Source organism: Stenotrophomonas sp. YJH_SMC_64 (genome assembly GCF_059371375.1).
In genome coordinates this window covers 20,906-44,993 of the sequence record NZ_JCAFUN010000014.1, presented here as the reverse complement: position 1 = coordinate 44,993, position 24,088 = coordinate 20,906, and the positions used below count along the sequence as shown (strand labels likewise).

Annotated in this window: 23 protein-coding genes; 7 read left to right on the top strand and 16 right to left on the bottom strand. The window is 67.2% G+C overall.

Translation table 11 applies throughout. The features are described from left to right. The 14 genes from AC5P9L_RS15855 to AC5P9L_RS15790 all read right to left on the bottom strand — a co-directional run bounded on the left by AC5P9L_RS15855 (nucleotide 1) and on the right by AC5P9L_RS15790 (nucleotide 11,871). Entirely contained in the window at nucleotides 1-771 is a 771-nt protein-coding gene (locus AC5P9L_RS15855) for a glycosyltransferase family 2 protein (protein ID WP_043034442.1), read from the bottom strand. Further along, nucleotides 761-2,446: an ApeI family dehydratase gene (locus AC5P9L_RS15850; RefSeq protein WP_279915635.1), complete on the bottom strand. Its 1,686-nt coding sequence runs from the start codon at nucleotides 2,444-2,446 to the stop codon at nucleotides 761-763. Before AC5P9L_RS15850 ends, AC5P9L_RS15855 begins: the two co-directional genes overlap by 11 nt. Further along, entirely contained in the window at nucleotides 2,439-2,990 is a 552-nt protein-coding gene (locus AC5P9L_RS15845; protein WP_005414874.1) for a COG4648 family protein, read from the bottom strand. Before AC5P9L_RS15845 ends, AC5P9L_RS15850 begins: the two co-directional genes overlap by 8 nt. 22 nt (nucleotides 2,991-3,012) lie before the next feature. Continuing rightward, nucleotides 3,013-3,270 carry an acyl carrier protein gene (locus AC5P9L_RS15840; RefSeq protein ID WP_005411609.1) on the bottom strand — a complete coding sequence of 86 codons (258 nt, stop codon included), beginning with the start codon at nucleotides 3,268-3,270 and terminating at the stop codon, nucleotides 3,013-3,015. 17 nt (nucleotides 3,271-3,287) lie between these two features. Continuing rightward, on the bottom strand, nucleotides 3,288-3,545 hold the full coding sequence (locus tag AC5P9L_RS15835) for a phosphopantetheine-binding protein (RefSeq protein WP_005411610.1): 258 nt from the start codon (nucleotides 3,543-3,545) through the stop codon (nucleotides 3,288-3,290). Beyond that, a complete protein-coding gene (locus AC5P9L_RS15830; protein WP_005414875.1) occupies nucleotides 3,532-4,329 on the bottom strand; it encodes a lysophospholipid acyltransferase family protein in 798 nt (265 codons plus the stop codon). Before AC5P9L_RS15830 ends, AC5P9L_RS15835 begins: the two co-directional genes overlap by 14 nt. Further along, nucleotides 4,322-5,065: a beta-ketoacyl synthase chain length factor gene (locus tag AC5P9L_RS15825; protein ID WP_279915634.1), complete on the bottom strand. Its 744-nt coding sequence runs from the start codon at nucleotides 5,063-5,065 to the stop codon at nucleotides 4,322-4,324. The genes AC5P9L_RS15830 and AC5P9L_RS15825 overlap by 8 nt, the downstream gene beginning before the upstream one ends. A gap of 217 nt (nucleotides 5,066-5,282) precedes the next feature. Beyond that, entirely contained in the window at nucleotides 5,283-6,296 is a 1,014-nt protein-coding gene (gene cydB / locus AC5P9L_RS15820; protein WP_005414876.1) for a cytochrome d ubiquinol oxidase subunit II, read from the bottom strand. A 1-nt stretch (nucleotide 6,297) separates the two neighbouring features. Then, a complete protein-coding gene (locus AC5P9L_RS15815) occupies nucleotides 6,298-7,695 on the bottom strand; it encodes a cytochrome ubiquinol oxidase subunit I (protein ID WP_024957719.1) in 1,398 nt (465 codons plus the stop codon). 129 nt (nucleotides 7,696-7,824) lie between these two features. After that, nucleotides 7,825-9,024, bottom strand: coding sequence for an FtsX-like permease family protein (locus tag AC5P9L_RS15810; protein WP_099473863.1), 1,200 nt, complete (start codon nucleotides 9,022-9,024; stop codon nucleotides 7,825-7,827). Between the two features lies 1 nt (nucleotide 9,025). Next, nucleotides 9,026-10,321 (bottom strand): ABC transporter permease, encoded by a 1,296-nt coding sequence (locus tag AC5P9L_RS15805; RefSeq protein ID WP_227843490.1) that lies wholly within the window; start codon nucleotides 10,319-10,321, stop codon nucleotides 9,026-9,028. A gap of 321 nt (nucleotides 10,322-10,642) precedes the next feature. Next, nucleotides 10,643-10,858: a hypothetical protein gene (locus AC5P9L_RS15800; RefSeq protein WP_049417918.1), complete on the bottom strand. Its 216-nt coding sequence runs from the start codon at nucleotides 10,856-10,858 to the stop codon at nucleotides 10,643-10,645. Continuing rightward, the gene (locus AC5P9L_RS15795) at nucleotides 10,855-11,505 is read right to left on the bottom strand and encodes an RNA polymerase sigma factor (protein ID WP_049417915.1); all 651 of its coding nucleotides are present in this window, start codon (nucleotides 11,503-11,505) and stop codon (nucleotides 10,855-10,857) included. The genes AC5P9L_RS15800 and AC5P9L_RS15795 overlap by 4 nt, the downstream gene beginning before the upstream one ends. A gap of 36 nt (nucleotides 11,506-11,541) precedes the next feature. Continuing rightward, complete coding sequence (locus tag AC5P9L_RS15790; protein ID WP_005411618.1) at nucleotides 11,542-11,871, bottom strand: hypothetical protein; 330 nt, start codon at nucleotides 11,869-11,871, stop codon at nucleotides 11,542-11,544. 168 nt (nucleotides 11,872-12,039) lie between these two features. On the opposite strand from AC5P9L_RS15790, the gene AC5P9L_RS15785 reads away from it, so the two are divergent. The 7 genes from AC5P9L_RS15785 (at nucleotide 12,040) to AC5P9L_RS15755 (ending at nucleotide 20,437) form a co-directional block, all read left to right on the top strand. Then, nucleotides 12,040-14,412, top strand: coding sequence for a S9 family peptidase (locus tag AC5P9L_RS15785; RefSeq protein ID WP_183153677.1), 2,373 nt, complete (start codon nucleotides 12,040-12,042; stop codon nucleotides 14,410-14,412). Then, nucleotides 14,409-14,828, top strand: a complete 420-nt coding sequence (locus AC5P9L_RS15780; RefSeq protein WP_012481609.1) for an NUDIX hydrolase — start codon at nucleotides 14,409-14,411, stop codon at nucleotides 14,826-14,828. Before AC5P9L_RS15785 ends, AC5P9L_RS15780 begins: the two co-directional genes overlap by 4 nt. A gap of 30 nt (nucleotides 14,829-14,858) precedes the next feature. After that, nucleotides 14,859-15,419, top strand: a complete 561-nt coding sequence (locus AC5P9L_RS15775) for a hypothetical protein (RefSeq protein WP_279915631.1) — start codon at nucleotides 14,859-14,861, stop codon at nucleotides 15,417-15,419. A 35-nt stretch (nucleotides 15,420-15,454) separates the two neighbouring features. After that, the gene (locus tag AC5P9L_RS15770; protein ID WP_495230658.1) at nucleotides 15,455-16,576 is read left to right on the top strand and encodes a hypothetical protein; all 1,122 of its coding nucleotides are present in this window, start codon (nucleotides 15,455-15,457) and stop codon (nucleotides 16,574-16,576) included. A 37-nt stretch (nucleotides 16,577-16,613) separates the two neighbouring features. Beyond that, on the top strand, nucleotides 16,614-18,227 hold the full coding sequence (locus AC5P9L_RS15765) for a hypothetical protein (RefSeq protein ID WP_262101826.1): 1,614 nt from the start codon (nucleotides 16,614-16,616) through the stop codon (nucleotides 18,225-18,227). A 54-nt stretch (nucleotides 18,228-18,281) separates the two neighbouring features. After that, a complete protein-coding gene (gene hemF / locus AC5P9L_RS15760) occupies nucleotides 18,282-19,178 on the top strand; it encodes an oxygen-dependent coproporphyrinogen oxidase (protein WP_005411624.1) in 897 nt (298 codons plus the stop codon). A 95-nt stretch (nucleotides 19,179-19,273) separates the two neighbouring features. Continuing rightward, a complete protein-coding gene (locus AC5P9L_RS15755; RefSeq protein WP_062605336.1) occupies nucleotides 19,274-20,437 on the top strand; it encodes a hypothetical protein in 1,164 nt (387 codons plus the stop codon). A gap of 42 nt (nucleotides 20,438-20,479) precedes the next feature. Here AC5P9L_RS15755 and AC5P9L_RS15750 read toward each other — a convergent pair whose 3' ends face one another. Beyond that, on the bottom strand, nucleotides 20,480-20,959 hold the full coding sequence (locus tag AC5P9L_RS15750; protein WP_062605334.1) for a DUF421 domain-containing protein: 480 nt from the start codon (nucleotides 20,957-20,959) through the stop codon (nucleotides 20,480-20,482). A gap of 340 nt (nucleotides 20,960-21,299) precedes the next feature. Further along, complete coding sequence (polA, locus tag AC5P9L_RS15745) at nucleotides 21,300-24,074, bottom strand: DNA polymerase I (protein WP_323162947.1); 2,775 nt, start codon at nucleotides 24,072-24,074, stop codon at nucleotides 21,300-21,302. Nucleotides 24,075-24,088: the final 14 nt, after the last annotated feature.

Genomic DNA, 24,088 nt, shown 5'->3' with positions numbered 1-24,088 from the left:
TCAGCGCTGCCCCCGCAGGCGGCGCCACAGCAGGCGCGGTGCGCGCCAGAGCATGCCGAAGAACAGGCGTGTATGCATGCGGCTGATGCGCACGTTGTCGCGCCACACATCGAAGTGCGACACGCCATCGGCGGGATAGGTCACCCGCGTGGCCAGGTGCTCGACCGGCAGCTGTCGCCAGTACAGGCGCACCATCACCTCGGTATCGAAATCCATGCGGCGGCCGATGGTCTCTTCACCGATCAGGCGCAGCACCGGCGGCAGCGGATACACGCGGAAGCCGCACATGGTGTCGCGCAGGTGCAGCGACAGCGTGTTGATCCAGACCCAGATATGGGTCGCGTAGCGTCCGTACAGGCGCGCCTTGGGAACACTGGCGTCGTAGGCCGGGATGCCGCAGATCACCACACCCGGGTGCGCACGCGCCGCCTCGACGAAACGCGGCAGGTCGGCGGTATCGTGCTGGCCGTCGGCATCGATCTGCAACACGTGGCTGTAGCCACGCGCAGCGGCTTCAGCAAAACCGGCCAGCATCGCCCCACCCTTGCCCTGGTTGATGTCCAGGCGCAGCAGGTCGACGCCCTGGCGCTGTGCCAGCGAACGCAGCACCGTCGCGCACGCTTCATGCGAGCCATCGTCGACCAGCAGGCACGGCAGCCCGGCGGCCTGCACGCCGTCGACCACCGCCGCGATGGCGTGCTCGTGGTCGTAGACGGGAATCACCACCAGTGGCGCGAACGCGGCACCGGCAACGGCCGGATCAGTCCGCATCGGCGAAAACCACCTTGCCGCTGGCATGCACACCGTGGCTGGAGGTGTAGCGGAAGGCCAGCACATTGCGCGTGGCATCCCAGTCCAGCTGCAGGGTCAGCTCATCGCCCGGGCGGGCCACGTGCTGGAACTTCACCGCATCCATGCGCAGGAATCCGGCCGGCATGCTGAACGCCTGGCGGCCAAAACGCACGGCCCAGTCCAGCTGCGCCACGCCGGGCAGGATCGCCGCCTGCGGGAAGTGGCCCTGGAACGGCCGCAGCGCCGGGTCGAGGGTCATGCGCAACGTAGCGCTGGCAGCATCGCGGTGATCCCAGACCGGCACCGGCATGAGCGGCTGGAACAGCGCCGCCAGTGCCGCCTGGGTGACCTTGCCCTGTGCATTGATCGGCAGCGCATCCACCAGGCGCCAGCGGCGCGGCCGGGTGACCGCGTCATGCGCCTGTGCCAGGCGCGCGCCAAGGCGCTGGCCCAGCGCGCGGCGCGCGGCGTCACCGCCCTCCAGCAGCGCCAGGCTGGCCGGTACCACCACCGCTGCCAGCTGCTCACGCTGTCCTGGCAGGACCAGTACTCTCACATCGTCCACTTCGGTGTCTTCGCGCAGCGCGCGTTCCAGCGCATCCAGCGAAACGCGGCGCTCCTCGATCTTGACGATGCGGTCGGCACGGCCCAGCAGGCGGAAGCGGCCATCGGCCAGGGCTTCCACGCGGTCCTGGGTGCGCCACCAGTCGAGGGTTTCCAGATGCGCCGAGGCGACGGCCAGGCAGCCATCCTCGATGCGCCACTGCACGCCCGGCAACGGCTGCCACGGTGGCAGGTCGGTATCCCAGCGGCGCCAGGCGATACCCCCGGTTTCGCTGCTGCCGTAAACCTCGGTCGGTGCCACGCCCAGCCATTGCCGTACCTGGCGTGCGGCTCCTTCGGGCAGCGGGCCACCGGAGGAGAACACCGCGCGCAGGCGGCCGTGCAGGCTGGCCCAGTCGAGCTGCTCGGGCAGGCGCTTGAGGTGGGCTGGCGTCGCCACCAGCACCGTGTCGGTACCGGCCAGCGCGCCCACCAGGTCTTCGTGGAAGAACCGGCGCGGATGGATCAGGCGGCCGGCGGCCAGCGGCCACAGCACCCGGAACAGCAGGCCGTAGATGTGCTGGTGGGACACCGTGCCATGCACCTGCACGCCTTCCAGCTGCGCGCCGAACGCAGCCTGCAGCGCATCCACCTCGCGCGCCAGCTGGTCCATGCGCTTGTTGATCGCACTGGGCTGGCCCGTGCTGCCGGAGGTGAACACGCACAGCTCGCAGGCGCGCTCGTCCAGCACCTGCAGTTCGCCGTCCACGCCAACGGTGGGGGCAACCAGCGCTCGGTAGTCGGCGGAAACATCGCCGGCAAAACCGCTCACCTGTGGCTGCAGCGCCTGCAGCGTGGCCGGCAGGTTGTCGGCAGCCAGGAACACCCGCTTGCCGGCATGCCAGGCGCCGAACAGCGCAGCAGCGAAGGCCACCGCATCATCGAAGTACAGGGCCCAGTCACGGCCATCGGCAGCAGCAAAGGCCGCACGCCAGGCCAGCACCCGCTGGCGGAAGCGGGAATGGTCGATCACCTCGCCATCGCACACGCCGATGCTGCGCTGCGGCTGCGGGTCCACCAGCAGCCGGTCCAGGGCAATCCACTCAGCCATGCGCGTGCGCTGCCTTGACCCGACGCCGCACCAGCCACTCACCTGCAAACAACACGCCCATCATCACGTACGCCAACAATCCGTTGTAGAGCATCCAGACCCGGTCCGACGCGTAAAGCGCGGTCAGCAGGGCCAGGCTGCCGTTGAGAACGAAGAAGCCACACCACACCTGGGTGACGCGGCGGGTATAGGCCACCGCGAACGCCGGCAGGTCCGGCTCCTGCAACCGCGCCAGGCGTTCCACCAGCGGCGGGCCGAAGCGCAGGCTGGTGCCGAACACCGCCAGCATCACCATGTTGACCAGCGCCGGATACAGCTTCAGCGGCAGGGCCTGGTTCAGCACGGTGGCCAACACGGCCAGCAGGCCGGTTCCCGCGGCGGCGGCCCACCACAGCGGCTGGCGCGTACTCAGCGCACGCAGCAGGGCCAGGGTGAACAGCAGCAGCGACAGCCAGCGTGGCTCGAAACGGCCCATCGCCAGGTACACCAGCACCGGGTAGGCCAGCGAGATCGCAGCCACCACGACCGTGCGTGCGCGTGCCATGGCGGAGCCGCCGGCGCTGCGGTCAGGCGGCTGCCTGGTCCGGCAGCAACCCATGCACGACATCGACGATGTCCTGCACGGTGCGCACGGCCTTGAACGCTTCCGGCTGCAGATTGCGGCCCAGCAGCGGCTTGAGCTGCACGATCAGGTCGACCGCATCGATGCTGTCGATATCCAGGTCGTCGTACAGGCGTGCCTCGGGGGTGATCCGGGCGGTTTCGATCTCGAAGCTGTCGGTCAGGATGCTGACGATGCGTTCGAACAGTTCATTCTTGGTCATGGCAATTCCTGGCGCCGTTACGACTGGCGGGCGGCGACGAACTCGCCGAGCGCGCGCACGCTGGAGAAATGGCGACGGGTTTCTTCCGAATCGGCCGAGAGGCTGACACCGTACTTCTTCTGCAACGCCAGGCCCAGCTCCAGCGCGTCGATCGAATCCAGGCCGAGGCCCTCGACGAACAGCGGCGCGGTCGGATCGATGTCCTCCGGCGTGATGTCCTCCAGCGAAAGGGAGGAAATGATCAATTCCTTGATCTCGTGCTCAAGTGCTTGCACGGGGCGGCTCTCCAGACAGGTCGAAATAACGAGAAAGGTGCTCGGTAACGCGGCGTGCCGCCAAGGCATCCCCCCTTGGCGAGTCGTCTTCGGCCAAGAAAGGCGCGATCGGGATATCTTCGCCGATCTGCAGCCGAACGTGAAAGCGACGTGAGGGGACACGATACCACTTCTGTCCCTTGGTCAGGGTTGGCGGGCTGCAGGTGATCCGCACCGGGGTGACGTCGATGCGGCCCCGTACGGCGATGTTGGCGGCCCCGCGCTGCAGGCGCGGCGGCTGCCCGGGCACGCTGCGGGTGCCCTCCGGAAAGATGACCAGGGTGCCGCCGGCATGCACCGCGGCCACGCAGTCATCGACCAGGCCGGCGCCATCGTCATTGGAGATGTAGCCGGCGGCCCGTACCGGACCGCGCATGAACGGGTTGCAGGCCACGGCCCGCTTGACCACGCAGTCGGCGTTGGGAAGCAGCGAGATCAGGCAGACCACGTCGATCAGGGTCGGGTGGTTGGCCAGCACCAGCAGGCCGTCACGCTGCAGGCGTTCACCGCCCTCGATCTCGTAGGTCATCACCCCCAGCCCGCGCATCAGCCGCAGATGGCTGGCGAACGCGACCTGGACCACGCGCCGGGCGCGCCGGCGACGGGCCACCGGGTCCCGCATCAGCAGCAGTACCGGCATCACCAGGACGCCGAGCAGCAGCCCGCCCAGGCCAAACGCAACAAAGCTCAGGCCGGTGCCAAACACCCGCCAGGCGTGGTCGAGGCGGCGCGGCAGCTCACTCACGGCGGCCCCAGCGCCAGCGCTGGCCATGGGCCACGTGCTCCAGCACTGGCGCGCCGGACAACAGGAAGCGATGCAGGTCCAGCGCGTGCGGCAGCAGGCCGGGCACAGTGCTGGCCTGGCCGTCGGCCGGCTGCCACTGCAGCGCCAGCGTCGGCCGGCCCTCTGCTGGCGCGGTCAAACGCCAGCACCAGGCGAAGAACGGGTCGGGTTCGTCGGCGAACGTCGCGTAAACCTCCGGTAGCGGCGACTCGTAGACCACCACCCGTACCTCGCGGGCGCCATCGGCAAGCAGGGCGACGGCCTCCAGGCACGCGGCTTCGACCGTTGCCTGGCCAGCAGCCAATGCCAGGTAGTTGCCGCGATGGCCGCGGGCGATTGAATACAGCGCGGCGATCGCGTTGTGCACCGACAGGCCAAATCCGGTGGGCGACAACGGCTGGTCGCCGACCAGCGCCCCCAGCAGGTCCATCGAACGTGCGACGTCGCCATGGCGGCTGGCGAACACCAGCGGCACGTCGCTGTCGGCCCCCTGCCCGTCCTCGCACCAGCACGCGGTCTGGATCGCCATGCGGCCCAACCGCTCGATGCGACGGCGTTGCATTGCCGGAACCTCTGCCAGTGCCGGCGTATCCCCGCCGTGCGGCAGGTACGGCGCTTCGGCCCAGCCCAGCCACTGGCTACGCTCGCTCAGGCCGGGCGCCCACGCGGCCCAGTCGACGATGGAGAATTCAATCATTTAGCGTTGGTGCTTCAACGGGAGAACGATAGGCACGAGCCATTACGGCGACGCGCGGCGGCCCCCCATTCCTGCAGCCGTGCGTCCGTCCAGGACGTCGCCGGCTGCCCCCCTGGCTGCCGGAAAGGAGCGCACGCTAGCACGTCCCGCCCGGGGTGTGCAGGTTTCACATTCCCCAACACGGGGCCCGGCACCGGCGGGCCCCGCCTTCAACCCATCAGTGGTAACCGGTGTCGGCGTGCACCTTGCCGCGGAACACCCGGTACGACCACGCCGTATAGCCGAGGATGACCGGCAGCAGAATGACCAGCCCGACCAGGGTGAAGCCCAGCGAGGAGGCCGGCGCGGCGGCCTGCCACAGGGTCATCGACGGCGGCAGCAGGTACGGCCACATGCCCAGCACCAGGCCAAGGAAACCAAGCACGAACAGCGCCAGGCTGAGCAGGAACGGCGGCAGGTCGCGGCGCGGATGGGTCGCACTGCGCCACAGCGCGGCGGCCACCGCCAGGGTCAACAGCGGCACCGGCGACAGCCACCAGAAGTTGCCGTCGCTGAACCAGCGCGCCATCAGCCGCGAATCGAGGAACGGCAGCCAGCTGCTGACCAGGCCCATCGCTGCGATCACCGCCACCACCAGCGGCCGGGTCATCTGCCGTGCCAGCGCCTGCACGCGGCCTTCGGTCTTCAGGATCAGCCAGGTGCTGCCCAGCAGTGCATAGCCGGCCACCAGCGCAGCACCGGTCAGCATCGCGAACGGGCTGAACCAGGCGAACGGCCCGCCCTGATAGACACCGTCCACCAGCGGGATGCCCTGCACCAGGGTGCCGAGTATCACGCCCTGGGCAAACGTGGCCAGCAGCGAACCGAGGCCGAACGCCACGCTCCACAGCCGGCGCGATCGATGCGCCTTGAAGCGGAACTCGAACGCCACGCCGCGGAACACCAGCGCCACCACCAGCAGCAGCACCGGCAGGTACAGCGCCGACAGCAGCACCGCATAGGCCTTCGGGAACGCCGCCAGCAGGCCGGCGCCACCCAGCACCAGCCAGGTCTCGTTGCCGTCCCAGATCGGCGCGGCGGTGTTCATCATCAGGTCCAACTGTTCCTCGTCCTCGGCGAACGGGGCGAGGATGCCGATGCCGAGCACGAAACCGTCCAGCACCACGTACATCAGCACGCCGAAGCCGATCACCGCGAACCACGCCACCGGCAGCCAGGTCATCAGGTCCATGTCAGCGCTCCTCCAGCGGTTCGTCTGCCGCCGACAGCGGGCGTGCCGGGGTGTGGCTGCCGTGGTCCAGCGACGGCCCATCATCATGTGGCCGCGGTCCGTGGCGCAGGATCTTCACCAGGTACCAGATGCCCCAGCCGAACACGAAGGCGTAGCCGACCACGTAGACACCCAGCGACAGCGCGGTCATCCACGCGCTCTGCGGGCCGACCGCATCAGCAGTGCGCAGCACGCCATACACCACCCACGGCTGGCGGCCCATCTCGGTGACGAACCACCCGGACAGCAGCGCGATGAAGCCGCTGGGCAGCATCCAGTTCCAGCCGCGCAGCAGCCACGGCGAATCCAGCAGCTTCCTGCGCCACAACTGGAACGCCGACACCCAGGCCAGCAGCAGCATCAGCGTGCCCAGCCCGACCATGATGCGGAAGGCGAAGAACACCGGCGTCACCGGCGGCCGCTCGCTGGACGGTACCGAGGTGAGCGGGTCGAAGGTACCGTCCAGGCTGTGGGTGAGGATCACGCTGCCCAGCTTCGGAATGGCAACTTCGAAATCATTGCGCTCTTCCTTCTCGTTCGGCAGCGCGAACACCACCAGCGGTACGCCCTCGCCCTCCTTGGTTTCATGCCAGTGCGCTTCCATCGCCGCGATCTTCATCGGCTGGTGCTTGAGCGTGTTCAGGCCATGCATGTCGCCGACGAAAATCTGCACCGGCACGGTCAGTGCCGCGAACGCCACCGCTGCGATCAACATGCGCCGGCCCGCTTCCACGTGCGTGCCCTTGCGCAGGTACCACGCGCCCACGCCACCGATCACGAAACAGGTGGTGATGAACGAACCCAGCGCCATGTGCGCCAGCCGGTACGGGAACGAAGGATTGAACACCACCTGCCACCAGTCCACCGGATGCACCACGCCGTTGACCATCTCGTAGCCGGCCGGCGTATGCAGCCAGCTGTTGGACGACAGGATCCAGAACGTGGAGAACAGCGTGCCCAGCGCCACCATGCAGGTGGACAGGAAATGCAGGCGCGGCGAGACGCGGCCCCAGCCGAACATCATCACGCCGAGGAAGCTGGCTTCCAGGAAGAACGCGGTCAGCACTTCGTAGGTCAGCAGCGGGCCGATGACCGTGCCGGCCACCTCGCTCAGCCGTGGCCAGTTGGTTCCGAACTGGAAGGCCATGACGATGCCGCTGACCACGCCCATGCCGAACGACACCGCGAAGATCTTCTGCCAGAAGAAATACAGCTCGCGCCACACGGGCAGCTTGGTGCGCAGCCAGCGCCATTCGATGAAGGCCAGCCAGCTGGCCGTGCCAATGGTGAAGGCGGGGAACAGCACATGGAAACTGATGACGAACCCGAACTGGATCCGGGACAACAACAACGCGTCCAAGGGACGCCTCCTGCCTGTGACCGGTGGGATACCGGACCACTTTAGGAGGATTTCGTTAAGACGGGATGCGACCGGGTGACGCGCTGCTTAACTTTGTCGCAGGTGAAGCTGGGTGACAGGATGAATGGGCTACAGCGGCTTCAGCAAGGTCAAGGGCGGCTCCTTGGCGATTCGCAGGGCCCGGGGTACCAGTGCAGTCAAGCAGGCCGCCATCACCAGCACGACAGCGCTCGATATCGAGAACCACGGTGAACCTGTGCTGCCGTCCTGCGGCGACCCTACCCACTGCAACGACAACGCGCCGAGCAGGGTGCCCAGCGTGGTGAACAGTGAAACCTCGAACATGATTTCGGCAAAGATCACGGACCTGCGAGCACCCAATGTCCGTCGGACCCCAATGGAGTGCCGGCGCCGATCAAGCCACGCGCCCACAACTCCGGAAACGCCGGCCATCAGCACACCGAGAACAACGGCGGTCATGACCGCGAGCACGGTCGTAGCGAAGCGATCAGCTTTGACGTAGGCGTCGCGATAACCCGCCAGCGTCTCGACACCGGCTGGATGCATGATCCGATAAGGCCGCTGCAGCGCATCGGCGGTGCGATCAAGCGATGAACGATCAACCTCCGACCTCCACTTCGCCAGATAATAGCGACTGGCGCCCATGGGAAGGCCCGGGAGCAGCACCCACTGCGAGTCCCGCTCATTGCCGCCTGGCGCCGGTCCAGCAACAGACGCAAATACGCCCACGATGACCCGGCTGCTGCCGGGGCCGAAATACAGGTGGCGGCCAACAGCATTCCCCGTTCCGAACAGATGGGCAGCCAGCGATTCACTGATCAGCACCACCGGAGCGCCTTCAACCATGTCCTCCTCCATGGCATCGCGCCCCAGGACGATTCCCGCGCCCAGCATCGCCAGCAAGCCAGAGCTTGCAGTTACAACGGGAACGCGATCACATCCAGCAACGTCTGCCGTGCCCGCGTTCATCGAATGCACCATGGCCGACTCACTGGTGCATACGCCGTATCGATGGGCTCTTCCCCCGAACGGAACAGCGTCGCTCACAACCGTGTCCTGAACACCGGGCAGCCGGATCGCGGACAGGTCTGCCCGCAGCACTGCCGCATCCGCGCCTTCTTCGACATCAGAGACTCTGACCACACCAATCGATGCTGCCTCCCGGATGCTCCCGGCGTTCAATCTGGCGAAGCTGTCCAGCGCAGATTGCAGTGCGAACGCACATGCCAGGCTTGCAAGCGCTGCCTGCACTGCAAGCAGTGCGGCGCTTCCCAAATGTCGTCGGGTCTCCCTCATCGATTCGAACATTTCAGGCAGCCCCCTTCGCGAAGGCACTCGACAGGGAGCTGACCCTGCAGATTTCAAACGACGGGACCAATGAACAGAGCAACGTCGTGACGACTCCCAGGCCAGCGGCCATCAGCATTGCCCCAGCATGCATCGCCGTTATCGCGCTGGGCAGAACGTCTCCCGCAGCAACCACCCGGATTCCCAGCGTGTAGGTGACGACAGCGAGCACACTGCTTGCGGCTCCCGCCGCGATGGATTCCCACATGAGCTGGATGAACACGTCCCGACGTCGCGCTCCCAGTGCACGTCGTATCGCGAGCTCCCGCCGACGGCGCCCCAGACTGAAGCTCAGCAGCGCCGCCGCGTTGACGATGCACACACCGAGAAGGATCAGTGACAGCCGAAGCTGCATCCTGGCCCGCTCCGGAACCAATCCCAGCCTATCCAGCCACTCCATCAACGGCCAAAGTGCCACCTGCTGGGTGCCTGGTTCGATCCGAAGGCCCTTTGCCTGTGCATAGGCATCCAGATTCGCCCGGTAGGCGGCGACATCGTCCGCGGTGGGCAGCCACGCCCACAATTGGAGCCATGACACGTTGGCTCCTGCAGGGTCCGTGTCCTGGTCACCCCCCCAGATCGCCGTCCCATCCACAACAGTCAGCCTGTCCGCGATTGCGGTCTCAACTGGCAGGTAGATCTCGTCAGGTTCCACAAACGGCCGGCGTGTGAGATCTCCCTGAAACATCGGTACCGGATGCCAATCCTCCGCGACACCCACAACAGTGTAGGTGCGCCTGCCCAGTTCCAACCGATGACCAACACAGTCCTGCGCACACTCGCGCTCGGCGAGCGCACGCGACAGGACCACTATCCGACTCGCAGCATGCCCCTCCTCGGCGGTCCATGCCCGCCCTTGAACAACGGCGATGCCAAGGACACTGAAGACTTCAGAGGTGGCGAACCTCGCACGCAGCCTTGCGCTGGACGCTCCCGGCCGGGAGAGCGTCACCGCCCCCCCTGCCATTGCTGCCTGCTTCCACGCCCGGCCCTGGTTCAGAAGCACCTTCGCATCTGGCCAGGTCAGTGCCTGGCCAGGATCCGGCGAACCCCTGCGCAGTGCGTCTGGACGCGCGTCAAGGTACGGGCGGAACAATGCCGAGCTCCTGCCTGGCGCGGGATCCGACGATGCCTGGAGAACAATGGAGAGCATCACGGTCGTGATCCCCACCCCCGCACCCAGCATGAGAGCGATTGCCAGATGAGTGCCGATCCGTTGCTTGAATCGGGCAAGCGAAAGCTGGATGTAGTAGAGCATCATCCAATTGCATCCGGCGTTGGATTACTGGCGCACCTGTCCATGTGATTCTCACTCCATACCCGTGGAAGCTGATGGTTGAGAGTCTCTGATTGTGAAACTCCGACTCAAGCGGAGGCATGGAGTTTGCAACTTTCCTCAGGAAACACACGTAGCTCGCGGACCCTGAATAGAGCGACTGCCACTGATGACGAGGCCGACGTGACGGAGTCTGACGGGAAAGGCCAACTGCCGACGTGGAGACAACGCCCGACGCTTGGATATCTGATCGGAAGTTGGAGGAAGAAGCGTCCCAAAGCAGTTGCGGGCGTCAATGTTCTTCTAGACCCAGAAGTACCAGGCCGCTGCAGCCAGCAGCGCGCCAAACAACAGCACCTGCACCACCACATAGCCCACGCCACTGTCGCGTGACTCAGCGGCAATGCGCTTCTGCAGCGCCTCACTCACATCCGGCGTTTCTTCCCGCTGCACCTGCTCACGCAACGCCTGCGCCAGCGCGCGCTTTTCCGCATCGCGAGGGTCGGTCGGTCGGTTCACAGCAGTTCTCCGGCGGCGGCACGCCGCGTCAGTTCCTGCTTCAGGACCTGGCGCGCACGGTGAAGGTGGCTCTTGATGGTACCGCGCGCCAGCCCGGTCACCTGCTCGATTTCGGCCAGATCGAAATCCTCCAGGTAGTGCAGGCCGACGATCAGGCGCTGCGGTGCACTCAGCCGTTCCAGCGCCGCGCCGAGCTGGCGCCCTGCCTGCAGCGCCTCGCTCAACTCAACCGGGCCCGGGCCTTCATCGCCGACACCCAGTTCCTCCGGCACCTCCACGGCCACCATCCATTGCGCCTCCAGCCGCCGCCGGCGCAGGTGCTGCAGCGCCGTGGTGTAAGCGACCCGGGATACCCAGGTGCGCAGCGAGCATTCAAAACGAAACCGGTGCAGCTGGCGGAACACCGCAAGGAAATTTTCCTGCAGCAGGTCGGCCACCTGATCACGATCGCCCACCATGCGCCCGATCACATGCGCGCAGGTGCGTTGATGGGTCTCGACCAGCTGCGAAAACGCCACCTGCGAGCCATCGATGATGGCCCGCACCAGGGCCTGGTCCGCGTCCAGCGGTCCGATGGGTGCCTCCGTCTTCGCGTCGTGGCGGCGACGGCCCCGCAGTGCCGACAGTGCGTCGTCGAGCAGGCTCATCTACGGGGCGCCCCCTGTGCCCGTGGCACGCCTGCCTCAGCCCTTGCGCGCAGCAGGACGGGTGAAGTGCCAGGCCAGCAGCTGGCCCAGGCCGGCACTGCCGACCAGTGCGGCGGCGGCGCCGAAGGTCAGGTCACGGGCACCCATCGCTTCCAGCAGGGCCATGGCCAGCGCCAGGCAGACCAGGCTGATGCCCCAGCGCAGCGCGCCCTGGCGGCGGCGCTCTTCTTCCAGCACGGCCAGCGAGCGGATCACTTCCTCGGGCACGTGCGGGGCCACCAGCTTGCTGCGCGCGCGGGCATCGGCAATGGCGTGGATCGCGTAGGCGATGCAGATGAAGAGGGTGATCGGGATCAGTTCCTGCATGGTCGGGCTCCTGTTCGGTGGATGATGCGGGTTCAGGAGAATGGATGCGCGAGGCCGGCCAGCGGTTGCACTACTTTGCCAATCCCGCTGCCATGACCTGTGGCCCCTGCCCCCGGCCCTTGCGGCTGCTACGCTTGGCCGGTTTTCCTCTACTGGTGCCGTCCGCCCATGTCCCGAGTGCTGCCCCTGTCCCTCCTGCTGTCGGCCGTGCTGGCCGCACCGGCCGCGCATGCCGCGCCGACGCCGATCACCATCGAACAGGCCATGGCCGACCCGGACTGGATCGGTCCGCCGGTCGAGAAGGCCTGGTGGTCGTGGAACAGCCAGCAGGTGGAGTACCAGCTCAAGCGCAACGGCAGCCCGGTGCGCGATACCTTCCGCCAGCCGGTGGCCGGTGGCGTGGCCGCGCAGGTGGCCGATGACCAGCGCGGCACCCTGGACGTGGCCGAGCCGGTCTACGACCGCAGCCGCAGCCGCAGTGCCTTCGTGCGCAATGGCGACGTGTTCGTGCGCGACCTGCGCAGCGGCGCGCTGACGCAGCTGACCCGCAGCAACGAGCGCGCGGGCAACGTGAACTTCGCCGCCGACAATGGCGTGATCTGGCGCGTCGGCCAGAACTGGTTCCACTGGACCGCCGCCAGCGGCGTGCAGCAGGTGGCCAGCCTGAAGGCCGAAAAGGATCCGCGTACACCGCCGAAGGCCGACGTGCTGCGCGACCAGCAGCTGCGCACGCTGGAAACCCTTCGCCGCGACCGTGACCAGCGCGAAGCACTGAAGGACCAGGACCAGCGCTGGCGCCAGGCCGACCCGACCCGCGCGCCGGGCCCGGTGTACCTGGGCGCCGACGTGGAGATCGCCGACAGCGTGCTGTCGCCTGACCTGACCCACCTGGTCGTGGTGACCAAGCCGAAGGACTTCGATGACGGCCGTGGCGGCAAGATGCCGCTGTACGTGACCGAGTCGGGCTACGAGGAAACCGAGGACACCCGCACCCGCGTCGGCCGTAACGGCTTCGAGCCGCACACGCTGTGGTACGTGGACGTGCGCACCGGCAAGGCCGAGAAGGTTTCGCTGGCCGGCCTGCCGGGCATCAGCACCGATCCGCTGGCCGAGCTGCGCCGCAAGGCCGGCAAGGACGCGCTGAAGGGCGAGCGCAGCCTGCAGGTGATGAGCGACTTCATGGGCGGTGGCATCCGCTGGAGCCCCGATGGCCAGCAGGCCGCGGTGATGCTGCGTGCCAACGACAACAAGGACCGCTGGATCATCAGCGTCAACGCCGCCGACGGCCGCGTGCAGAACCGCCATCGACTGACCGACACCGCCTGGATCAACTGGGGCTTCAATGATTTCGGCTGGATGGCCGATGGCCGCACGCTGTGGCTGCTGTCGGAGGAATCGGGCTTCTCGCACCTGTATACCCAGTCCGGTACGGGCAAGCCGCAGGCGCTGACCAGCGGCAAGTGGGAAACCTCGGCGCCGGTGCTGTCGGCCGACGGCAAGGGTTTCTACTTCCTGTGCAACCAGCAGGCGCCGCATGACTACGAAGTCTGCGCGGTCGACACCGGCAGCCGCCAGGTGCGCGAGCTGACCAGCCTCAACGGCGTGGAAGACTTCTCGCTGTCGCCGGACGGCCAGCAGCTGCTGGTGCGCTACTCCGGCGCCTACCTGCCGGCGCAGCTGGCCGTGGTACCGAGCACCGGCGCAGGCCAGGCCCGCGTGCTGACCGACACCCGTACCGCCGACTACAAGGCACGCCAGTGGATCCAGCCGAAGCTGGTGGCAGTGCCGTCCAAGCACGGTGCCGGCGTGGTCTGGGCCAAGTACTACGAGCCGGAAAACAAGGAACCGGGGAAGAAGTACCCGATCGTGATGTTCGTGCACGGCGCCGGCTACCTGCAGAACGTGCACCAGCGCTACCCGGCCTACTTCCGCGAGCAGATGTTCCACAACCTGCTGGTGCAGAAGGGCTACATCGTGCTGGACATGGATTACCGCGGCAGCGAGGGCTACGGCCGCGACTGGCGTACGGCGATCTACCGCAACATGGGCCACCCGGAACTGGAAGACTACAAGGACGGCCTGGACTGGCTGGTCGACACCCAGCAGGGTGACCGCGACCATGCCGGCATCTACGGTGGTTCCTACGGCGGCTTCATGACCTTCATGGCCCTGTTCCGCTCGCCGGGCACGTTCAAGGCCGGCGCCGCGCTGCGCCCGGTGGTGGATTGGCACCAGTACAACCACGGCTATACCAGCAACATCCTCAATACCCCGGACATCGATCCGGAGGCGTACCGCGTGTCCTCGCCGATCGAATACGCGCAGAACCTGCAGGACAACCTGCTGATCGCCCACGGCATGATGGATGACAACGTGTTCTTCCAGGACTCGGTGAACCTCACCCAGCGCCTGATCGAACTGCACAAGGACAACTGGTCGATCGCACCGTACCCGCTGGAGCGCCACGGCTATGTGCGCGCCGATTCCTGGCTGGACCAGTACAAGCGCATCCTCAAGCTGTTCGAGCAGAACCTGAAGTGAGCAACGCCGCGGCCACGATCCACATCGTGGCCGCGGTCATCCTGGATGACCGCGGCCGGGCGCTGGTGGTGCGCAAGCACGGCGCCAGCCGCTTCATCCAACCGGGCGGCAAGCCCGAACCCGGCGAAGCGCCGCTGCAGGCGCTGGCCCGCGAACTGGACGAAGAACTCGGTGTGCAGTTGTGCGCCGATACCGCCATCGCGCTGGGCACCTTCGAGGATTGGGCGGTGAACGAGCCCGGCCATCGCGTGCAGGCACAGGCCTGGTGGGTGCGGGTGGACGGCACGCCACAGGCATGTGCCGAGATCGCCGAACTGGCCTGGGTGCCGCTGCAGCCGCCGCATGGCCAGCCCTTGGCACCGTTGAGCGAACACCATATCCTGCCGGCCGTCGCCACCCGGGTGACGGCCCGCTGATCGCGCGGGCACCGATTGCAAGGACACCGGATGTCAATGTCGATCCCGCCGATTCCCTCGCTGGTCCAGCCGACCTATCACGCCTGGGTGCGCCCGATCGCACACGCTTCGTTCTGGCTGTCGCTGCTGCTCACGGTGTACTTCGTGATGCAGGGGCTGCTGCTGTGGCCGCTGCGCAACCTTCCGATCTGGCATCTGGTTGAGAGGGAAGTACAAGACCAGCACCTGCACAGCCTGACCTGGCTTTTGGCGCATCCGGTGGCCGCGTCGATGATTGCCGCGCTGCTGTGCCTGGCCTCGACGCTGGCCAGCTGGGGCCTGCTGCGCGAGCGCAGCTGGGGCCTGTGGAGCTTTGTGGTGATCCTGCTGCTGAGCGCATTGGCCAACTTTGCGGTCGCCGGCTGGTTGGACGTGTTCATGCGTGATGTCATCCCGTTTCTCTCCGACGACGCCGTCCTGCAGCAGGAACTCCATCTGAAACGCTGGTTGATCACGCTGACCGTGGTGGCCATGTCATTGGTGCTCCTCGGCCTGCAGGGCTGGCTGGCCTGGCGCCTGTTGCGGCCGGACATCCGCTCGCGCTTTCACTGAGCCACACCCCTTTCCCGCACGACAAGGACCGTCGCTTGCGCTTGCTGCCCCTTCTCCCCGCATTGCTGCTGTTGACTGCGCTGCCTGCCGGCGCCGATGCGCTGCAATGTGGCGAGTACCGCAGCGCCGATGGCGGCATGGCGCTGGTGTTCACCACTCCCGGCAGCGGCTACCACCACGATGAGGGCAGCGAGCCGCAGCCGCTGTGGGTTAATCGCGGTGCGGCACAGACGCGGTTGGTCATGCTCGACGATGGCGTGGCGCAGCCGATCCGGATCAGCGCCGATGGGCAGCGCATCGAGCACGACGGGGTGGTGCTCTACACCCTGCGCCAGTCCCGCACCTGCGCCAGCGAGCCCAGCGCGATGGACGGCAGCTGCCGCGTCGCCGGCAGCCACTGCGTTGCACGGCTGCCCACGGCCTCACCCGGCCAGGCCCAGCGTGCGTGCAGCGAAGGCGTTGGCGCGGGCTGCTCGGCGCTGCTGCGCCAGCTTCGCGATGGAACAACTGTAGTCGGCAGCGATGACACCAGCCCCGCGCGCTTCGAACGCCCGCCCATCTGCCGCGAACACACGCCCGGCCATGACCCACAGGCCTGCGAGACGCTGACCGGCGATGCGCTGGCCGCCGCCATGCAGAAGGTCGGTGAACGCCTGCAACAGGAAGACGAAGACATGCCGGATTCACCGCTTCCGGCCGCTGCACGCGATCGCCTGCAGCAGTTGTGCCTGCAGCAACGTGGTGGCCGCTTCTGCGTCGAAGTAGCCGCACAGCAGCTGATCGCGCTGGAGCCCGCATTGGCGGTGCAGGCGCTGCAGGTGGTCTGCGATGCCGGCCGCACCAGCGCCTGCGAACGCATCGCACCGCTGCGCGGTCCCGGCGCTGACCTGCGCCTCGTCCCGGCCCAGCAGGTGCCCTGCGGCCGCTACCAGGCCGATGGAGGCGTGATCGACAGGCTCGACTTCGGCGATGGCACCCGGGCCCGCCTGCAGAACGGCGCCATCCACCTGCAGCAGAACGGCGAAACCCTTGTGCTGCGCCAGTTCGGCAACGGCGATCTGCTCGGCATGGATGCGCAGACCGCCTACCAGCGTTACCAGCCCGTGCCCGGCACGGCAGAATGTACGCCCCCGCGCGAGGGCCCTGGTTCGCCGTAGCGCCTGGAGTTTCCCGTTCGATCGTCAAGGAGACGACATGCATTCACCCGCACCGCGCCAGCGCTGGCTGGCCTGGGCGTTGCTGCTGGCCGCACCGATGGCCGCCGCACAGTCACCACAATGCGGCCTGTTCAAGGCCGACGAAGGCAGCAGCACGCTGCGCATCAGCTCACCCAACCGTGGCGAGCAGAAGCACTTCGGCAGTGCGCCGTCTCCGGTCGCGTTCCAGCAGATCGACGGAAAGCTGCAACTGGTGAACCTGGAACATGGCCTGCCCAGCGCGCTGCAGGTGCGCGACCGTGGCCGCACGGTCGAGGTGGATGGCACGACCTACATCCTGCTGGCCCCCGAACAGTGCGCCGCAGCAACCACGCCGGCTGAAGGCAGCTGCCTGGCCAATGCCGTGGCCTGCCTGGACAACCGTCACGAAGCCACTCCGGCCACGCTGGAAGCAGGGTGTCGGGAAGGCGTGCCCGGCATGTGCCTGCAACTGGCTGATCGTTGGCATGAGGAGGCTAAACCTGTCGTCGAAGCCGATCCTGTCCAGCAGAAGGCGGCCCTCGACGCCGCCCTGTCCGGTATCAAGCTCCCCGCTGCCTGTGACAACGGTGGCTTCGAACAGGAAACCCCGGCATGTGCCGCCGCGCTCGAGGCCGACCCCGCAGTGCAGGCGCAGCTGGTCAAGGCCGCGATGACGGCAGCCATGACCGAAGCCATGGTGACGATGACGGCGCCGACCGTGCCGGTGATCATTCCGGCTGAGCGGCGGCAACAGTTGTTGCGGCTGTGCCGCGAGGTAGCGCATGGCGGCTTCTGCGAGCGGGTGGCCGAACTGTCCTGGGACGCGGGAGATCCCCTGCTGGCGGTGCAGGCGCTGGCTGCGGCCTGTACACCGGGCAACGACACCGCCACCTGCGAGCGTCTGCCGGCGTTGCAGGCGCTGGGCGCATCATTGCAACCGCAACCGGCAACGGCCCTGCCCTGCGGCAACTACCGGGCCGATGGCGGTCTGATGGACACGCTGGACTTCGGTGACAACGGCCTGGTCGGCGTTGGCTGGAACAGTCATCTCCGCGCCCGCGTCGAAGAGGGCGACATCCGCATCCGCCACGACAGGGGCGGCGACTTCGTGCTGCGTCCGCTGCCTGGCGGCCAACTGCTGGGCCTGGATACCTGGACCCGCTTCCAGGTGTTCACCCCCACTGGCGATGGCCCGGGCCGCTGCAGTGCACCGAAGCAGTACACCGTGCTGCCGCTACCCCAGGATTGCCCGCAGGCGCTCGCTGCCGGCGGGGCGGAAGCCTGCTGCGCGCAGGGCAAGCTGCAGGGCTGCAACGTACTCGGCAACCGCCTTGCGCTGTCCGGGCACTGGCTGCAGGCCGCCGAGCACTACACCACGGTCTGCCGCGCCGGCGTCCGCGAGGGCTGCGAGAACCTGGTCACGGCCCAGGGCAACGATGCCGAGGTGGATGCACATGCACTGCTGGACCGGCTGTGCAAGGCCGACCGCAGTGGCCTGCACGTGGCCTGCGACGTGCTCGGCACCCAGAACTGGGAACTGATCGATCTGGGCCGCGCGCTGCAGAAGGCGGCCGATGACGCGGCATCAGACGACACCCCGCCGCCACGCCATTCCAACCGCAAGCGCTGAGCCGGCCAGGGCCTGTCCGCAGCTTCGGGCGGGCCCTGCGGTAAAGTACGCGCCATGAACGAATTCGAGCGCGTGCGCGCCTACCTCACCGACCTGCAGGACCGCATCTGTGCGGCGATCGAGGCCGTCGATGGCCGGGCCCGCTTCCAGGAAGACCTGTGGCAGCGTGCCGAGGGCGGCGGTGGGCGCACCCGCGTGCTGCGCGACGGCGCGGTGTTCGAGCAGGCCGGTATCGGCTTTTCCGATGTGTCCGGCAGCCGCCTGCCGCCGTCGGCCTCGGCCAACCGCCCGGAACTGGCCGGCGCCTCCTGGCGCGCCACCGGCGTGTCGCTGGTGTTCCACCCGCTCAACCCCTACGTGCCGACCACCCATGCCAACGTGCGCTTCTTCCAGGCACAGCGCGACGGTGAAGTGGTGGCCAGCTGGTTCGGCGGCGGCTTCGACCTGACCCCGTTCTATCCGTTCGACGAGGACGTGCAGCACTGGCACAAGGTGGCACGCGATCTGTGTGCTCCGTTCGGCGACGAACGCTATGCCGCGCACAAGCGCTGGTGTGATGAGTACTTCTTCCTGCGCCACCGCAATGAAACGCGCGGCGTCGGCGGGCTGTTCTTCGACGACCTGCACGGCGACTTCGAGCGCGATTTCGCTTATCTGCGTGCGGTCGGCGATGGTTTCCTCGACGCCTACCTGCCGATCGTGCAGCAGCGCAAGGACACCGCGCATGGCGAGCGCGAGCGCGAGTTCCAGCTGTACCGCCGCGGCCGCTACGTGGAGTTCAACCTGGTCTACGACCGCGGCACGCTGTTCGGCCTGCAGAGCGGCGGCCGCAGCGAGAGCATCCTGATGAGCCTGCCGCCGCGGGTGCGCTGGGAGTACGGCTTCGTCCCGGAAGCGGGCAGCGCCGAGGCGCGCCTGGCCGACTATCTGGTGCCGCGCGACTGGCTCTGATCTTCCGGCGCCACGCCTGACCCGTGGCGCCCTCTCCTGCCTGTGGTGCGCCCTGCACCGGACAGTCCCTGCTCACTTCCTTCAAGGATGACCCCATGCCCGCCGCTGTTTCCCCCCGCCCCCGCGCTGCGGGCTGGCGCTCCCTGCTGTTGCTTGCATTGGCCTCGGCCAGCCTGCCGGCCGCCGCGCAGTCGATGGCCTGCGGCACCTACAAGGACAGCAGCGGCAACACCACGCTGACCCTGGAGAGCGAAGGCCACGGCTTCCTGTCCGGCCCCTACCAGGCCACCGAGGAGCTGCGCATCGCCCGCCAGGAAGACGTGCTCGGTACCGGCAACCTGTCCACGGGCCAGCTGGAAAACTGGTACTTCTCGGACAACGACCGCACGATCAGCACGCCCTATCGCGAGTTCACCCGTGAGCACGCCGCCGCCTGCAAGACGATGCCGCAGCCCGTCGAGGACGGTTGCGTGATGAACACCTCCGAGTGCCTGGAGGCGCTGCCAGAGGCCGCACCCGTGAAACTGCACGCCTGGTGCGCCGAGGGCGTGGGCGCAGCCTGCATGCGCCTGCTGGAGACCTACCAGCAGCAGGCCAGGGACGCAGCGCCCAGAGAGGAAGAACCGCCGATTCCCGAGATCTGCAGGGAGGAGCTGCCCTCGTTCGACGCCGAGGGTTGCATGACGGCAGCCAAGGAGATTGCCTCGGAAATGATGGGCAAGGCCCTGCTCGGCCTGCAGCATTCCGTGGATGCGCCTCTGCCACCTGCACAGCTTGATGAACTGATCGACCTTTGCCGCGTGCAACAGGGCGAAACGTTCTGCGCCGACACCGCCGAAACCTTGTGGAGCAGTGGCCGCCTGCAGCAGGCCCGCGATGCGCTGCAGCGATCCTGTGCACAGCGCGCGGATGCCCCGGCCTGCGGTCCGGCCAAGGACCTTGCCGTTCTCGCCACCGCCCCCGCGGCAGCGCTCACGCCGGTGCCGGCTGCCGCACTGCCCTGTGGCAGCTTTGAAGCCGAGCGCAGCGTGCTGTCGCAGCTGCGTTTCCTCGAGGGTGGTGTGGTTGAGGCCGGTGGCCGCGAACAGCCACTGCGGGCAAGCCTGCGCGATGGCCGCATCCTCATCCACCGCGATATCGGCAGCGACTTCGTGCTGCAGCTGCTGCAGAACGGCAACCTGGTCGGTATCGACAGCGGCAATCGATTCGCCTATTACGAGCGCAAACCGGCAGCCGGCACTACCCGCTGCACACCGTGAATGATGCCCTGTAGCGCCGAGCCCATGCTCGGTGCTGCACGATCAGGTGCCCTTTCGCGGAAGGATGGTGATGTGCCCGGTCGTCTCCAGCAGGGCGATCTGCACATCCTCGATCCGCAGGCCACCCTGCTGGCGCAACGCAGCATCGAAATCGGCCCGGCTGATCAGTTCGCGGCGGAGAACACCCTCCAAAAGCCGGCCATCGCGCGCGATTACGGTAGGTTCTCCTTCGATCATCCGCTCCATGCGTCGATTCCGGATGGTCAGCCAGCCCACCCCATAGTTGAGCAGGATGAGGGTCGCGGCCAGCAGCAGGCCGCCGCCCAGCGAGGTATCGGTGCCCAGCAGCGCGTTCTGCACCGCATTGCCCAGCAGCACGATCAACAGCACGTCGAAGGGCGTGATCTGCCCTAGAGCCCGCTTGCCGCCAAGCCGGACCATGCCCAGCACCACGACATAGACCACCACCGCGCGCAGGATGAACTCCCACCACGGCATTGCCAGTGCGAACAGGTCGGGCATGGTCTTCCCCTGTGGAACGGTAGCCCAGCCTAGCACCAAGGATCTGACCCCATCTCTGGTGCTGCGGCGGCACAAATAAAAAGCCCCGCTGACCAGGGGGAGGTCAACGGGGCCGGGGAACGGGCACTTGGGGAGGAGTCCCCGTTCCGAGATCTGCTCCAGGGGATGGGAGAGATCCACAACAGGCGTTGCGCCTGTCGAGAGTTATAGAAGCACTCCGAACACTAACGGTTCGTGAAGGGGCCCAATTTAATGAACCTCGATCAGGACAACATTCATGATCGAGTCAGAAACCTCTGACGAATGAACGAATTCACGTCGTTTTCGGCCTGAAATGCCCTCAGTGCGCTTCGTCCCAGTTGTTGCCGACGCCGGTATCGACCACCAGCGGCACCCGCAGTTTGGCCGCTTGCGACATGCGCTCGACCACCTGCAAACGCAAGTCTTCAACGAAACTGCTTTCGGTTTCGAACACCAGTTCATCGTGCACCTGCAGGATCATCCGTGCCGGTGCGCCGCTGTCACGCAGCCACTGGTCCACGTCCACCATCGCGCGTTTGATGATGTCGGCGGCGGTGCCCTGCATCGGCGCGTTGATCGCCGCGCGTTCGGCACCGGCGCGCAGGCCCTGGTTACGTGCATGAATGTCGTTCAGGTACAGGCGACGACCAAACAGGGTTTCCACATAGCCCTGGTCGCGGGCCTGCTGGCGCATCCGCTCCATGAAATCGCGCACGCCCGGGTAGCGGCTGAAGTACAGCGCCACGTAGTCCTGCGCCTGGCCACGGTCGATGCCCAGGTTGCGGGCCAGGCCGAAGGCGCTCATGCCGTACATCAGCCCGAAGTTGATCGCCTTGGCGGCGCGGCGCTCGTTCGGGGTCACTTCCTCCAGCGTGCGCCCGAACACCTCGGCGGCGGTGGCACGGTGCACGTCGGCGCCCTGCTCGAAGGCACGCACCAGGCCCGGGTCCTCGGACAGGTGGGCCATGATCCGCAGTTCGATCTGCGAATAGTCGGCCGCCAGCAGCTGGAAGCCCTCCGGCGCCACGAACGCACGGCGGATGCGACGGCCGTCCTCGGTGCGGATCGGGATGTTCTGCAGGTTCGGGTCCGACGAGGACAGGCGGCCGGTGGCGGCTCCGGACTGGTGGTAGCTGGTATGCACGCGGCCGGTATCCGGGTTGACCATCTCCGGCAGCTTGTCGGTGTAGGTGCTGCGCAGCTTGGCCAGCCCGCGGTACTCCAGGATCACGCGCGGCAGCTCGTGCTGGTCGGCAATCGCCTCCAGCGCCTCTTCATTGGTGCTGGGCTGGCCCTTGGGGGTCTTCACCACCGCCGGCAGCTTCAACTCGTCGAACAGCACCGCCTGCAGCTGCTTGGGCGAATCCAGGTTGAAGCTGCGCCCGGCCAGCTCGGTGGCTTTCTGCTGCGCGGCCAGCATGCGCGAAGACAGGTCCTGGCTCTGCCGGCGCAGTTCGTCGGTGTCGACCCGCACGCCGTTGGCTTCGATGCTGGCCAGCACCGGCACCAGCGGCATCTCGATGCCGCGGTAAACGCTGTCCAGCGCCGGCTCGGCCAGCAGCTGCGGCTGCAGCGCGTGGTGCAGGCGCAGGGTGATGTCGGCGTCCTCGGCAGCGTAGCGGCTGGCCTCGTCGATGCCCACCTGCGAGAACGGAATCTGCTTGGCGCCCTTGCCGGCCACGTCCTCGAACTTGATGGTGCTGTAGCCCAGGTAGCGCAGCGCCAGCGAATCCATGTCGTGGCGGGTGGCGGTGGAATTGAGCACGAAGCTCTCGAGCATGGTGTCGTCGTGGTAGCCCTGCACCTGCACGCCGTGGCGGCGCAGCACATGCAGGTCGTACTTGCCGTGCTGGCCCAGCTTCTTCTTCGCAGGGTCCTGCAGCACCGGGCGCAGTGCATCCAGCACCTGCTGCAGCGGCAGCTGGGCCGGCGCACCCGGGTAATCGTGGCCGACCGGAATGTACGCCGCCCTGCCCGGCTCGACGGCCAGGCTGATGCCCACCAGCCGCGCGCGCATCGCGTCCAGTGCATCGGTCTCGGTATCGAAGCTGATCAGGTCGGCCTGCTGCAGGCGTTCGACCCAGGCCTGCAGCTGCTCGGCGCTCAGCACGGTCTCGTATTCACCCGGCGCGGACAGTGCCGGATCCAGCGTGCCGGCGGCGGGCGCCTCGACGCTGCCACGCGCGAAGCCGGCCGCAGTGCCGCGCAGGCTCGGGGTCGCCTCGCTGGCGGCCACCGGTGCCGGCACCGGCGCACCCAGCTCCTTCAGCGCCTGGGTGAAGCCGTAGCGCGCATACAGCTCGGTCAGCTCCGGCACGTCCTGCTCGCGCAGGGCCAGCGTGGTCGGGCTGGCGTCCAGCGCCAGGTCGGTGCGGATGGTCACCAGCTCGCGGTTCAGCGGCAGGCGCTCCAGCGCCGCGCGCAGGTTTTCGCCGATCTTGCCCTTCATCGTCGGCGCGGCCGCCATCACCCCATCCAGGTGCTGGTACTCGGCCAGCCACTTGGCGGCGGTCTTCGGCCCGCACTTCTCCACGCCCGGCACGTTGTCGACGGTGTCGCCCATCAGCGCCAGCAGGTCGATGATCTGGTCGGCGCGCACGCCGAATTTCTCCATCACCGCCGCATCCGAATCCATGCGGCTGCCGGTCATGGTGTTGACCAGCTCGATGCCCGGGCGCACCAGCTGGGCGAAGTCCTTGTCGCCGGTGGAAATGGTCACCTTCAGGTCCTGCGCCAGGCCCTGGAGGGCCAGCGTGCCGATCACATCGTCGGCTTCCACGCCGGGGACGCGCAGGATGCTGATGCCCAGCGCCTCGACGATGCGGCACATCGGCTCGACCTGGCTGCGCAGCTCATCGGGCATCGGCGGGCGGTTGGCCTTGTACTGGTCGTACAGGTCGTCACGGAAGGTCTTGCCGGGCGCATCGACCACGAACGCGACGTAGGCCGGGCGTTCCTTCAGCGTCGAACGCAGCATGTTGACCACGCCGAACAGTGCGCCAGTGGGTTCACCCTGTGCATTGGACAGGGGCGGCAGCGCGTGGAACGCGCGGTACAGGTAACTGGACCCGTCGATCAGGACTAATCTGCTCATGGGCCGATTCTACG

Excerpts from the sequence above, each read along its gene's own strand:
- AC5P9L_RS15855 (WP_043034442.1), bottom strand. The coding sequence starts at position 771 with ATGCGGACTGATCCGGCCGTTGCCGGTGCCGCGTTCGCGCCACTGGTG.
- hemF (WP_005411624.1), top strand. The coding sequence starts at position 18,282 with ATGAACGAATTCGAGCGCGTGCGCGCCTACCTCACCGACCTGCAGGAC.
- AC5P9L_RS15810 (WP_099473863.1), bottom strand. The coding sequence starts at position 9,024 with ATGTTCGAATCGATGAGGGAGACCCGACGACATTTGGGAAGCGCCGCA.
- AC5P9L_RS15840 (WP_005411609.1), bottom strand. The coding sequence starts at position 3,270 with ATGACCAAGAATGAACTGTTCGAACGCATCGTCAGCATCCTGACCGAC.
- polA (WP_323162947.1), bottom strand. The coding sequence starts at position 24,074 with ATGAGCAGATTAGTCCTGATCGACGGGTCCAGTTACCTGTACCGCGCG.
- AC5P9L_RS15805 (WP_227843490.1), bottom strand. The coding sequence starts at position 10,321 with ATGCTCTACTACATCCAGCTTTCGCTTGCCCGATTCAAGCAACGGATC.
- AC5P9L_RS15750 (WP_062605334.1), bottom strand. The coding sequence starts at position 20,959 with ATGCCCGACCTGTTCGCACTGGCAATGCCGTGGTGGGAGTTCATCCTG.
- AC5P9L_RS15795 (WP_049417915.1), bottom strand. The coding sequence starts at position 11,505 with ATGAGCCTGCTCGACGACGCACTGTCGGCACTGCGGGGCCGTCGCCGC.
- AC5P9L_RS15850 (WP_279915635.1), bottom strand. The coding sequence starts at position 2,446 with ATGGCTGAGTGGATTGCCCTGGACCGGCTGCTGGTGGACCCGCAGCCG.
- AC5P9L_RS15775 (WP_279915631.1), top strand. The coding sequence starts at position 14,859 with ATGTCAATGTCGATCCCGCCGATTCCCTCGCTGGTCCAGCCGACCTAT.
- AC5P9L_RS15790 (WP_005411618.1), bottom strand. The coding sequence starts at position 11,871 with ATGCAGGAACTGATCCCGATCACCCTCTTCATCTGCATCGCCTACGCG.
- AC5P9L_RS15845 (WP_005414874.1), bottom strand. The coding sequence starts at position 2,990 with ATGGCACGCGCACGCACGGTCGTGGTGGCTGCGATCTCGCTGGCCTAC.
- AC5P9L_RS15825 (WP_279915634.1), bottom strand. The coding sequence starts at position 5,065 with ATGATTGAATTCTCCATCGTCGACTGGGCCGCGTGGGCGCCCGGCCTG.
- AC5P9L_RS15765 (WP_262101826.1), top strand. The coding sequence starts at position 16,614 with ATGCATTCACCCGCACCGCGCCAGCGCTGGCTGGCCTGGGCGTTGCTG.
- cydB (WP_005414876.1), bottom strand. The coding sequence starts at position 6,296 with ATGGACCTGATGACCTGGCTGCCGGTGGCGTGGTTCGCGGTGATCGGC.
- AC5P9L_RS15785 (WP_183153677.1), top strand. The coding sequence starts at position 12,040 with ATGTCCCGAGTGCTGCCCCTGTCCCTCCTGCTGTCGGCCGTGCTGGCC.
- AC5P9L_RS15755 (WP_062605336.1), top strand. The coding sequence starts at position 19,274 with ATGCCCGCCGCTGTTTCCCCCCGCCCCCGCGCTGCGGGCTGGCGCTCC.